The following is an 11,028-nucleotide window of genomic DNA, read 5'->3' as shown; positions in this document are numbered from 1 at the left end:
CCGCCGCCGGCTACTTCACCGCGGTCAGCGTCGCGTAGACCACGACGTTGCTCAGGTAGCCGGTGCGCTTGGTGTAGCCGCCGCCGCAGGTGATCAACCGGAGTTCGGGCCGGCCGGTACTGCCGTAGACCTTCTTGCTGGGGAATTTCTTCCTGTCGTAGAGCTCGACGGCGCTGACGGCGAACACCGCCGTCCGCCGGTCCGCCCGGCTGATCTCGATCGTGGCGCCCTTGGTCAGGGCGCCGAGGTTGTGGAAGACACCGGGGGCGCCGGTGGGTGTGTCCACATGTCCGGTGGCGATGGCCGTCCCTGGCGAGCCGGGAGCCGTGCCGTCGCCGTACCAGCCGGCGAGGCCCGGTTTGCCAGGTGGTGGGCTCCGTAGTGCCCCTGCCGCGTCGAGACCCAGTCGTGCCATGGGGGCGTTCACGCCGATGGCGGCGATCCGGAGCCGGACCGGATCCGCCGGGGGCAGCGGCTGGAGGGCGGAACCGGCGGGGCCGGCTGCCGCAGCCGTACGTGGAGCTGGAGCAGCAGGGGCAGCTGACGCGGCACCGGTCGCTGAAGCAGTGGCGGGGGCCGAAGCAGGACCGGTCGCTGAAGCAGTGGGGGGAGCCGAGGCAGTGCTGGCAGGCGAGGCAATGGCGGGAGCCGAGGCAGTGGCGGTGGGTGTGGGGTCTGCGGACGTGGAGAAGGCCTGGGCCGCCGATGGCTGCGGCGGCTCCTCGTCGTGCACCCCGCTGATCAGCAGCACCGCACCCACCATCATGGCGCACGCCAGAAAGCTCACTGCGGGGATGAACGGGTCTCGGGAAGCGCTGGTGTTGTGCTCGGGTTCCATCGCGGCTGAGCGTCAGGTTCGGGTGCCGTTCGGGCGGCGGCACATCCAGACCACGCCTCCGGCGGCGGCTCCGACGAGCAGCGCACCGCCCAGGGCGAGCTCCATGCCCCTGTCTTCACCCGGTCCGAAACCGGCGCTGACCGAGCCGCTCGGAGGGCGGCCGGTGACCCGGTACGTATCCGTGATCTTGATCCGCGGTGGGCACTTCAGGGTGACCGTGTCATTGCCCGGCCTGGTTCCTTCCGGGATCTCGAACTGGCCGGTGAGTACCCCTGCATGGTCGCCCTCGAAGAGGTGGAACTGCCCTCCCACCTCCGACCAGCCCTTGCCGTAGTCCACGTCCGGGCCGCACGCCGTGGTACTGACCGTGACCGTGGAGCCCGGGGACGCACTCCACGGATTGATCCGGACATCTGAGCCATCAGCGGCGACAGCGGCCGGGACCTGCAGACCGAGGGCACCGAGAACCAGGCCGATACCTGCACCAACGTGTGTGTAACGCATATGAATCCTCCAACGGAGCAGTGTCCGGCCTGTCTGCGCGGCGCCTCTGCTGTGCTCCGCTCACGAGGCAACCGACAGTCCGTCAGCCCCGCAACATGACGGATCGGCAGATGTGTCGCCCAGTCAGGTGCAGCGGAGCTCCCGCTTGATCGATTACGCAGGTCACCGGCGCAGAGGCCATTACGGCGGAGGAAGCGCCGGAGGGGCGCGAACGGGCTACTGGTGCCTCGTCAGATCTGCCGGCTCAGAGTCTCCGGCTGCGTCTGCGGGCGAGCCCCGGGACGAGGGCTCCCGAATTTGCGTAAGTTAGGTTAGCCTAACCTTGCTCGCTCTCCTTGGAGGTCCGATGAACCCCACCACCGCCTCCGCGACGGCACCGACCGCCGCAGAACGGATCCGTTCGGTACTGGCCCGCGCCGGATCGCTGACCCTCACGACGGACGGTCACCGCTACGACCTCATCGGTCTGCACACCGTCGACAGCAAAGGCCAGGTGAGACTGCGGCTGCCGGCCGACAGCCCTCTGGCGGCCCGGACCGTATCCGCCCCACGCGGCGCTCTGGCCGCGCTGCTGGAGTTCACCGACATCTCCCCCACGCCGGTCCGGGCGCGGGTGCGCGCCAAGGTGACGCTCTCGGGATGGCTCGCCCTGGCCGACGGCACGGAGGAGGACGCGGACGACAGCGCCGGCCTCCGCCTCGACCTCGCGCGCGCCACCCTCGAAACGGGGGAGGACATGGTGGCGGTGGGCCTCGACGAACTGGTGCTCGCCGAAGCGGATCCCCTGGCGATCGAGGAAGCGGCGATGCTGACGCATCTGGCCGACGCCCACCAGGACATGGTGGCGAAGTTGTCCCGGCTGGCCGGGCCGCGGCTGCTGCAGGGGGTCGTCCGCGTGCAACCCGTCGCCCTCGACCGCTACGCCATCACACTGCGCTGCGAGTACGCCCGTGGCCACTGCGACCTCCGGCTTCTGTTTCCCCAGCCGGTGCATGACACGGCCCAGGCCGGGGCGGGGATCCAGAATCTCCTCGCCGCCGGACGACACTGCCCGCACCGGCACCCGACCTCCTCCCGGCCATGACGTCTCGTCAACCGCCACCCTCCCGCGCCGACGTGGCGGCGATCATGCGTGCGGCTCCGCTGGCAGCCGCCCTCTGTACGCCTCCGCAGCGCGAGGTGCACGGGGTTCAGGCTGGCGCTCCAGCGACCGCCCGCACCGCACCGCCGAGCCATCACGGCGAACAGGACGCCGACACGCCGTCCGGCACGGTCTCTTCGCCGGGCTGATGAATCAGGGCGACGACGTCTCGCGTACGAAGGTCCGGATCGCCTCGGCGAGCCCGTGCGGGCGGTCCAGCGGGATCAGCGTGCGGCACTCGTCGAGCTCCACGAGGCGCCCCTGGGGCAGCAGCTCGGCCAGTCGGCGGCCGTGTTCCGGCGGCATCATGCGGTCCTGCCTGCCCCAGACGACCAGCGCGGGTCGGGTGTAGGAGCGCAGACCCTCGGCGGCTTCGGACATCTCCGTCTTCCGCAGGCCGCGCGCATAACGGACCAGCACGTCGCGGGCGGCGGGATTCCTGCGCAGCGGTTCGATCCAACGGTCGATCAGGTCGTCCGGTACGGGCTTGTGCCCCATGATGGCGTATCCGGTGCCCGGGATCCGCCGCAGCGGACGGATGGCCAGGGCGTTCGCCATCAGCGCGATACCACCGGGGATCCTGGCGGCCGCCACCAGCATCTTGCCGCCCGCGCGGGGCGGGTAGTTGTCGAAGGCCTCGCAGCCGGCGATGACCATCCGGCCGACGCGATCCGGCCGCTCGGCGGCCAGCTGTTGCAGCCGTCCGGCGTCGTTCTCGACGAACACCGCGTCGTCGCCGAGCTTCAGCGTGTCGGCGAACTCTCCGATGAGCAGGGCCATCGCGTGCGGGGTGAGCTCCGCTCCGGGGTGCAGTGGGGTGCGGTGGCTGCCGTACGGGAGGGTCGGGACGATACAGCGGAACTCGGGGCCGAGTTGCTCCACGACGCCACGCCAGACCGTGCCGTCCTGCGCGAGCCCGTGCAGCAGCACGACGGGGACGCCGTATCCCCCTGAGTCCTCGTACTCGATGGTGCCCACGCTGAGCTCGGTCTTCGGCATGACAGCCCCCAAGTCGTCCTATGCCGCGCCTTGTCCCCCGAGGCCCCACCACGCTACCGCCGCCCCGGCTCCCGCGGGGAACGGCTCGCCCTGGGACGGCGGCTGCCGCCTGGCGGCGGGGGGCCGCGGCGGCATGTACGTCCTCGGTGTGGCGCCGAGGAGCCGTCGTCGGACAGCAGCCAACGCTTGCGCCAGCCGCTGCGGGCGAATGACCCTTGCCAGGAGCCGGTGCCCCGGAAGGCCCCGGGCGCTCACGGAAGCACCGCGACCCCGTCCAGCTCCACCAGCGCCTCCGTGTCCCAGAGCCGAACCGTTCCGATCACCGCCATCGCGGGATAGTTCCGTCCCGCCAACCGCCGCCAGATGCTGCCCAGTTCGGCGGCATGGGCCCGGTAGTCGGCGACATCCGTGGCGTAGACGGTGACCCGGGCGAGGTCGGCGGGGCCGCCGCCCGCCGCGGCGAGTGCGGCGAGGAGGTTGGTCAGTGCCCTCTCGAACTGGGCCGGAAGCGTCTCGCCCACGACCTTGCCGTCGGAGTCGAGCGCCGTCTGCCCGGCGAGGAAGACGAGGCGGGAGCCCGTCGCCGTCACGGCGTGCGAGAACCCCGTGGGCGGGGAGAGCTCGGCCGGATTGATGCGCTCCGTGCTCACGAGGCGTCCGACTCCTTTGCGGAACCCTTTGCTGAGCCATCTTTGGCGCCGTCAAGCTCCTCCGAGGCGTACAGCTCCTTGGCGATGATCCCGCGTTGTACCTCGGTGGCCCCCTCGTAGATCCGCGGAGCCCTCACCTCGCGGTAGAGGTGTTCGAGGAGGTGTCCGCGCTGCAGGGCGCGGGCGCCGTGCAGCTGGACGGCCGCGTCGACCACGTACTGCGCGGTCTCGGTGGCCAGCAGCTTCGCCATGGCGGCGCGCATCGGTACGTCCCGTGCGCCGGCGTCGTACGCGGATGCGGCGGCGTAGACGAGCAGCCGCGCGGCCTCCGTCCGGGTAGCCATCTCGGCGACCTGGTGGGCGACGGTCTGGAGGTCCTTCAGCCTGCCGTCGAACGCGCTGCGCTGTGCCGTGTGCGCGAGCGTCGCATCCAGCGCGGCCTGCGCCATACCGACCGCGAAGGCGCCGACGCTCGGCCGGAAGAGGTTGAGAGTGCGCATCGCGACGCGGAAGCCGCGGTCATGTTCGCCGAGCACGTCGTCCGCGGTCACGGGCACCCCGTCGAAGTGGAGGGCGCCGATGGGATGCGGGGAGAGCATGTCGAGTGCGGCGCCGGTCAGACCGGGGCGGTCGGCGGGGACCAGGAAGGCGGTCACGCCGCGGGCGCCCGCGCCCGGTGTCGTACGGGCGAAGACGGTGTAGAAGTCGGCCTCGGGGGCGTTGGAGATCCAGCGCTTCTCGCCGGTGAGCCGCCAGCCGTCCGCGGTCGGCTCGGCGGCGAGGGACAGCGCCGCCGCGTCGGAGCCCGCGCCCGGCTCGCTCAGCGCGAAGGCGGCGACGGCGCGGCCCGCCATGACCTCCGGGAGCCAGCGGTCGCGCTGCCGGCGTGTGCCGGAGTGGCGTATCGGATGCGCGCCCAGGCCCTGGAGTGCCAGCGCCGTCTCGGCCTCCGTGCAGGCGTGGGCGAGCGATTCCCGCATCAGGCAGAGGTCGAGGGCACCGGCAGTGAACAACCGGGCCAGCAGGCCGTGTTCGGCCATTTCGGTGAGGAGTGGGCGGTTGACGCGGCCCGGTTCGGCCTTGTCCGCGAGGGGGCGCAGCCGCTCGGCGGCCAGGGTGCGCAGCTGGGCGCACCACTCGAGTTGTTGCGGCTCCAGTGCGAATCCGGGCATCGAATGGCCTCTCCCATTATCGCGAAGCGTTGACTGTCGTCACCTTCACGATACGCTCATGGAGCGAGCCCACCATGACAAGGGGGCGAACCGCCATGAATCCCAGCGACGTCCTGGGGCTGAAGACCTCGGCCCACGTCGACACCTTCGCGCGCGATCATCTTCCGCCCGCACACGAGTGGCCCGCCCTCACCTTCGATCTGCCGGAGCTGCGCTACCCCGATCGGCTCAACTGCGGGACGGAATTACTGGACCGCGCCGTCGAGCGGTTCGGAGCGGAACGGCCGGTGTTCCGTACCGCGTCCGGCGAGGTGTGGTCGTACGGGCAGCTGCAGGGCCACGTCGACCGGATCGCCCAGGTACTGAGCGGTGAGCTCGGTGTCGTGCCCGGAAACCGGGTGCTGCTGCGCGGGCCCACCACACCGTGGCTGGCCGCCTGCTGGCTCGCCGTGATGAAGGCGGGCGCGATCGCGGTGACCGTCCTCGCCCAGCAGCGCAGCCACGAGCTGGCCACCATGTGCAGAATCGCGCAGGTCGGCCATGCCCTCTGCGACATCAGGGCGGTGGACGACCTGGCGAAGGCGGAGATTCCGGGGCTGCGGATCACGACGTACGGCGGGGACGCGCCGGACGATCTGCTGCACCGCAGTGCGCGGATGCCGGGTGGCTGCGCTGCCGTGGACACGTCGTCCGACGATGTCGCGCTGATCGCGTTCACGTCCGGCACGACCGGGCGGCCCAAGGGCTGTGTCCACTTCCACCGCGATGTGCTGGCCGTCGCGGACACGTTCGCACGCCATGTGCTCAGGCCCGAGCCGGACGACGTCTTCGCCGGCAGTCCCCCGCTCGGTTTCACCTTCGGGCTCGGCGGGCTGGTGATCTTCCCGATGCGGGCCGGGGCGAGCGCGCTGCTGCTCGAGCAGGCGGGCCCCGGGCAGCTCCTGCCCGCGATCGCCGAGCACCGGGTGTCCGTGCTGTTCACCGCGCCGACCGCGTACCGCGCGATGCTGGACGAGGTGTCCGCGTACGACATCTCGTCGCTGCGCCGCTGTGTCTCCGCAGGTGAGAACCTGCCCGCCGCCACCTGGCAGGCCTGGTACGAGCGGACCGGGCACCGCATCATCAACGGCATCGGCGCGACCGAGCTGCTGCACATCTTCATCTCCGCGGCGGACGAGGCGATCCGCCCGGGTACGACGGGCGTGCCCGTACCGGGGTGGCACGCGCGCGTGGTGGACGCCGAGGGGCAGCCGGTGGCGGACGGCGAGCCGGGACTGCTCGCCGTGCGGGGCCCGGTCGGCTGCCGCTATCTGGCTGACGACCGGCAGCGGGAGTACGTGCGCGGTGGCTGGAACATCACCGGCGACACGTACGTCCGGGAGCCGGACGGCTACTTCCGCTACGTCGCCCGCGCGGACGACATGATCATTTCGGCGGGATACAACATCGCGGGCCCCGAGGTCGAGGAGGCTCTGCTCCGCCACCCGGACGTGGTCGAGGCAGCGGTCGTGGGCCGGGCGGACGAGGCGCGCGGGCAGATCGTCGTCGCCTGTGTGGTGCTGCGCGAGGGGGCGGGGAAGGACCCGGCGGCGCTGCGCGACTTCGTCAGGGCCGAGCTGGCACCGTACAAGTGCCCGCGCGAGATCCTCTTCCTCGACGCGCTGCCTCGTACCGCGACCGGGAAGGTGCAGAGATTCCGGCTCCGGGAGCCCGGGACCGTAGAGTGATCACGTGTCCGAGCAGCACACCCCACGGTCCCTGATCGTCACCTTCTACGGCGCGTACGGGCGGGACTTCCCCGGTCCCGTACCGGTGGCGGAGCTGATCCGCCTCCTGGGCGCCGTCGACGTCGACGCCCCGTCCGTGCGCTCGTCGGTGTCCCGGCTGAAGCGGCGCGGACTGCTCGTCCCCGAGCGCACCGCGACGGGCACGGCCGGATACGCGCTGTCGCCCGACGCCCGTCAGCTGCTCGACGACGGCGACCGCCGCATCTACCGCACGGACGCGCCCCGGGGCGAGGAGGGCTGGGTCCTCGCCGTCTTCTCGGTCCCGGAGCCGGAGCGCCACAAGCGGCACGTCCTGCGCTCGCGGCTTGCCGGGCTGGGCTTCGGCGCGGCGGCACCGGGCGTCTGGATCGCCCCCGCGCGGCTGTACGAGGAGACCCGGCACACACTGGAGCGCCTGCAACTGGCCCAGTACGTCGATCTGTTCCGCGGCGACCACCTGGGTTTCACGCCGACCGCGGAGGCCGTCGGACGCTGGTGGGACCTGGCGGCCATCGCCAAGCTGCACGAGGAGTTCCTGGACCGCCACGAGCCGGTGCTGCGGGCGTGGGGCAAGCGAGCCGGCGCCCCCGCAGAGGACGCGTACCGCGACTATCTGCTCGCGCTGGACTCGTGGCGGCATCTGCCGTACGCGGACCCGGGGCTTCCCGCCGAACTTCTGCCCCAGGGATGGCCGGGCGCCCGGTCGGCACAGGTCTTCCAGGAGTTGGCGGCCCGACTGCGGGACACCGGGAAGAAATTCGTGCATTCTGCATGAGTCGCGTGGCCCCTGAGACTGGTGAGGCCTAGGTCACATCTTGAGGCGCTAAGTAAACCCTCAGCTTCTTTGGCCCTTCTTCTCAGAAATCGCTCATACCATCGGGCCGCATGAGATTGTTGCCCAAGCTCAACCAGGCGTTCGCTTCGGCGACGGGTTACCAGGTCCGTCGGGTGGTAGGCGCGCCCACGGCGCCCGCCAAGAAGGCACCGGCGAAGAGCGCGCCACCGAAGAAGCGTCCCGACGTGCCGTTCCGATGTCCCGACGACCCCGAGGTCGACCGGCTGCTGCGGCAACCGGTCTTCATCATGTCGCCCGTCCGGTCCGGCTCCACCCTGCTGCGCATGCTGCTCAACGCGCACCCGCGCCTGCACGCCCCGCACGAGCTGCACATCCGACGGCTGGAGGTCGATTTCGGCAGCAAGCTCTCGCAGAAGGCCATGAGCGCCCTCGACCTCGAGCGCGGTGATCTCGAGCATCTGCTGTGGGACCGGGTCCTGCACCGCGAACTGACGAAGTCCGGCAAGGACTTCATCGTCGAGAAGACGCCGAGCAACGCCTTCGCGTACAAGCGCATAGCCGCCTGCTGGCCGGACGCCAAGTTCGTCTTCCTGCTGCGCCACCCCGTGTCCATCGCGCGTTCCTGGCACGAGGCCGACCCCGAGAAGCGCACCTGCGACGAGGCCGCGGCCGACGCGCTGCGCTACATGAAGGCCGTCGAGAACGCCCGCAAAGGCCTCACCGGCGGCCACACCATCCGCTACGAACAGCTCACCGAGGACCCCGAGGGACAGCTGCGGAGCCTGTGCACCTTCCTCGGCATCGACTTCGACGCCTCGATGCTCGCCTACGGCGATCGCCAGGACGGCGACCTCGTCAAGGGGCTCGGCGACTGGCGCGACAAGATCCGCACAGGGCGGGTGCAGGCGGGCCGTGAACTGCCCAAGGAGGACGAGATACCCGAGATCCTCCGGCCGATGTGCGTGTCCTGGGGTTACGCCTCGTGAAGCCGCACGCCGAGATAGAACAGGTGTGGCCGCGGGACGGACGTATACGCATCGTGGGCCGGCTGCACGGAAGGCGCGGGGACAGCGGCGGGGACTGGCGGCTGCTGCTGGTGCGCCGGAGCAGCACGCAGCAACTGCGGTACCGGGCCCGGGTCGAGGACGACCGCTTCGAGAGCGAGGTACCGGTCGCGGACCTCGCCGCGTACGACACGGACGGCATCGAGCAGTGGGATCTGCACCTCACGGACGGTGAGGTGAAGCTGCGGGCCGGGCGGCAGCTCGACGACATCCGCGACAAGAAGAAGATCATGGTCTTTCCGGCTCAGCGTGTGCCTGCTGCCCGCGGGACCCTCACGGTGCAGCCGTACTACACGGTCCAGGACAATCTGTCGCTGGAGTGCCGCGTATGAGACCCGGCATCAAGATCCGCTATCTGCTGCTGCACGCCTACGGCCGCGGCGGCACCATCCGTACCGTCATGAACCAGGCCAACTCCCTGGTGGCCGCGGGCTGGGACGTCGAGCTGGTGAGCGTGCTGCGCCGCCGCGACGAGGTGCAGTTCCCGCTGGACCCCCGGGTCACCGTGTCCACGCTGGTCGACCTGCGCGAGAGCGCGCAGGAGCCGCCGCGGGGCCTGGTGGCGCGGCTGCGCGACCGGCGCCGGACCCGGCAACTGGAGGCGCCCGCACGGGAGATTCCCCGCGGGGAGTTCGGCTACCGCTACTTCAACCGGCACGTCGAGGACGCGGTCATCGCGTACGTGGCGTCCCTGCGCGACGGCGTCCTGGTGACCACCAGGCCGGCCCTGAACTTCCTCGCCGCGCGGCATGCGAACGGCGGGGTGATCCGGGTGGCGCAGGAGCACATGAACCACGGCACGCACCGGGCGGACGTCCAGCGGCGCATCGTGGAGTGCTATCCGGAGTTCGACGCGGTGGCCGTACTGACCGAGCGCGACCGCCAGGACTACGAGCAACTCCTGCCAGGCACGCGCGTCATCCGGATTCCGAACGCCGTTCACACGCTGGATCAGATTCCGTCACGCCCCGAATCGAAGATCGCGGTGGCGGCCGGGCGGCTCTTCCCGCAGAAGGGCTTCGACCTGCTGATCCCGGCATGGGCGCGGCTCGTCGAGAAGTACCCGGACTGGCAGTTGAGGATCTACGGCAGCGGCGAGAAGAAGGCGGAGCTGAGGGCCCTCATCGAGGAGCACCATCTCTACAACCACGTCTTCCTCATGGGGCACACCGACCGCCTCGACGACGAGCTCGCCAAGGCCTCCTTCTATGTGCTCAGTTCGCGCTTCGAAGGTCTGCCGATGGTGATGATCGAGGCGATGAGCCACGCACTGCCCGTGGTCGCCTTCGACTGCCCGACGGGACCGGCCGACGTTCTCACACACGGCGTGGACGGGCTGCTGGTGCCGGCCCAGGACACCGACGCACTGGCCGACGCCATGGGACGGCTCATGGCCGACCAGGAACTGCGGGCCGAGATGGGAGTCGCCGCCCTGATGACCGCGGCCTCCTACGGCCCGGACTCCGTCCACCCGCGGTGGGAGGCACTCTTCACCGAACTGCACGAGACCCGGCACCGCAGCGGTGCCGCGAAAGGACTTCACGTATGACCACGGCACGGGCACAGGGAGCCACGATCTGGCTCACCGGCCTGCCGAGCGCGGGCAAGACGACGATCGCACGCGGGCTCGCGGGCCGACTGCGGACGGAGGGCCACCGCGTGGAGGTCCTGGACGGTGACGAGATCCGTCGCTTCCTGTCCGCGGGTCTCGGCTTCAGCCGCGAGGACCGCAACACGAACGTGCAGCGGATAGGCCTGGTCGCGGAGGTGCTGGCGCGCAACGGCGTGCTGACGGTCGTCCCGGTGATCGCGCCCTACACGGACAGCCGTGAGGCGGTGCGCAAGCGGCATCAGGCGAGCGAGACGCCGTACTTCGAGGTACATGTCGCGACGCCGGTGGAGGTGTGCAGCGACCGCGACGTGAAGGGCCTGTACGCACGGCAGGCGGCCGGGCAGCTGACCGGTCTGACGGGTGTCGACGACCCGTACGAGCCGCCGGTCGCCCCCGAGCTCGTCCTGGAGACGCAGCACCAGACGCCGGAGCAGTCGGCGGACGCGGTGTACGCCATGCTGGCGGCGAGGGGGCTGGTGTGACCAT

The 11,028-nt window shown here is 70.7% G+C and carries 12 protein-coding genes; 7 read left to right on the top strand and 5 right to left on the bottom strand.

The annotated features are described in order from the left end of the window. Positions 1-10: 10 nt before the first annotated feature. Positions 11-763, bottom strand: coding sequence for a class F sortase (locus ACSMXV_RS31470; RefSeq protein WP_473179114.1), 753 nt, complete (start codon positions 761-763; stop codon positions 11-13). An 87-nt stretch (positions 764-850) separates the two neighbouring features. Then, positions 851-1,342 carry a sortase gene (locus ACSMXV_RS31465; protein ID WP_473174524.1) on the bottom strand — a complete coding sequence of 164 codons (492 nt, stop codon included), beginning with the start codon at positions 1,340-1,342 and terminating at the stop codon, positions 851-853. Positions 1,343-1,688: 346 nt separating this feature from the next. On the opposite strand from ACSMXV_RS31465, the gene ACSMXV_RS31460 reads away from it, so the two are divergent. After that, positions 1,689-2,426 (top strand): DUF2470 domain-containing protein, encoded by a 738-nt coding sequence (locus ACSMXV_RS31460; protein WP_473174523.1) that lies wholly within the window; start codon positions 1,689-1,691, stop codon positions 2,424-2,426. A gap of 210 nt (positions 2,427-2,636) precedes the next feature. Here the strand turns inward: ACSMXV_RS31460 and ACSMXV_RS31455 are convergent, their stop codons facing one another. The 3 genes from ACSMXV_RS31455 to ACSMXV_RS31445 all read right to left on the bottom strand — a co-directional run bounded on the left by ACSMXV_RS31455 (position 2,637) and on the right by ACSMXV_RS31445 (position 5,304). Then, a complete protein-coding gene (locus tag ACSMXV_RS31455; RefSeq protein ID WP_473174522.1) occupies positions 2,637-3,482 on the bottom strand; it encodes an alpha/beta fold hydrolase in 846 nt (281 codons plus the stop codon). A 251-nt stretch (positions 3,483-3,733) separates the two neighbouring features. Beyond that, the gene (locus tag ACSMXV_RS31450; protein ID WP_473174521.1) at positions 3,734-4,132 is read right to left on the bottom strand and encodes a RidA family protein; all 399 of its coding nucleotides are present in this window, start codon (positions 4,130-4,132) and stop codon (positions 3,734-3,736) included. Next, positions 4,129-5,304, bottom strand: a complete 1,176-nt coding sequence (locus ACSMXV_RS31445) for an acyl-CoA dehydrogenase family protein (RefSeq protein WP_473174520.1) — start codon at positions 5,302-5,304, stop codon at positions 4,129-4,131. The genes ACSMXV_RS31450 and ACSMXV_RS31445 overlap by 4 nt, the downstream gene beginning before the upstream one ends. A gap of 95 nt (positions 5,305-5,399) precedes the next feature. On the opposite strand from ACSMXV_RS31445, the gene ACSMXV_RS31440 reads away from it, so the two are divergent. From ACSMXV_RS31440 to cysC, 6 genes are all read left to right on the top strand, one after another. Then, positions 5,400-7,031 (top strand): AMP-binding protein, encoded by a 1,632-nt coding sequence (locus tag ACSMXV_RS31440; RefSeq protein WP_473174519.1) that lies wholly within the window; start codon positions 5,400-5,402, stop codon positions 7,029-7,031. A 4-nt stretch (positions 7,032-7,035) separates the two neighbouring features. After that, positions 7,036-7,845: a PaaX family transcriptional regulator gene (locus ACSMXV_RS31435; protein ID WP_473174518.1), complete on the top strand. Its 810-nt coding sequence runs from the start codon at positions 7,036-7,038 to the stop codon at positions 7,843-7,845. 110 nt (positions 7,846-7,955) lie between these two features. Next, entirely contained in the window at positions 7,956-8,852 is an 897-nt protein-coding gene (locus tag ACSMXV_RS31430) for a sulfotransferase family protein (RefSeq protein ID WP_473174517.1), read from the top strand. Next, positions 8,849-9,262: a hypothetical protein gene (locus ACSMXV_RS31425; RefSeq protein WP_473174516.1), complete on the top strand. Its 414-nt coding sequence runs from the start codon at positions 8,849-8,851 to the stop codon at positions 9,260-9,262. Before ACSMXV_RS31430 ends, ACSMXV_RS31425 begins: the two co-directional genes overlap by 4 nt. Next, positions 9,259-10,479 (top strand): glycosyltransferase family 4 protein, encoded by a 1,221-nt coding sequence (locus ACSMXV_RS31420; RefSeq protein ID WP_473174515.1) that lies wholly within the window; start codon positions 9,259-9,261, stop codon positions 10,477-10,479. Before ACSMXV_RS31425 ends, ACSMXV_RS31420 begins: the two co-directional genes overlap by 4 nt. Further along, the gene (cysC, locus tag ACSMXV_RS31415; protein ID WP_473174514.1) at positions 10,476-11,024 is read left to right on the top strand and encodes an adenylyl-sulfate kinase; all 549 of its coding nucleotides are present in this window, start codon (positions 10,476-10,478) and stop codon (positions 11,022-11,024) included. The genes ACSMXV_RS31420 and cysC overlap by 4 nt, the downstream gene beginning before the upstream one ends. Positions 11,025-11,028: the final 4 nt, after the last annotated feature.

The organism is Streptomyces sp. DSM 42067 (assembly GCF_055792885.1).
Note: the sequence above shows the minus strand (reverse complement) of the source record. Positions and strands in the feature narration are given on the sequence as shown.

Coding starts and splice junctions, on each gene's coding strand:
- ACSMXV_RS31470 (WP_473179114.1), bottom strand. CDS start 763: ATGGTGGGTGCGGTGCTGCTGATCAGCGGGGTGCACGACGAGGAGCCG.
- ACSMXV_RS31465 (WP_473174524.1), bottom strand. CDS start 1,342: ATGCGTTACACACACGTTGGTGCAGGTATCGGCCTGGTTCTCGGTGCC.
- ACSMXV_RS31460 (WP_473174523.1), top strand. CDS start 1,689: ATGAACCCCACCACCGCCTCCGCGACGGCACCGACCGCCGCAGAACGG.
- ACSMXV_RS31455 (WP_473174522.1), bottom strand. CDS start 3,482: ATGCCGAAGACCGAGCTCAGCGTGGGCACCATCGAGTACGAGGACTCA.
- ACSMXV_RS31445 (WP_473174520.1), bottom strand. CDS start 5,304: ATGCCCGGATTCGCACTGGAGCCGCAACAACTCGAGTGGTGCGCCCAG.
- ACSMXV_RS31440 (WP_473174519.1), top strand. CDS start 5,400: ATGAATCCCAGCGACGTCCTGGGGCTGAAGACCTCGGCCCACGTCGAC.
- ACSMXV_RS31430 (WP_473174517.1), top strand. CDS start 7,956: ATGAGATTGTTGCCCAAGCTCAACCAGGCGTTCGCTTCGGCGACGGGT.
- ACSMXV_RS31420 (WP_473174515.1), top strand. CDS start 9,259: ATGAGACCCGGCATCAAGATCCGCTATCTGCTGCTGCACGCCTACGGC.
- cysC (WP_473174514.1), top strand. CDS start 10,476: ATGACCACGGCACGGGCACAGGGAGCCACGATCTGGCTCACCGGCCTG.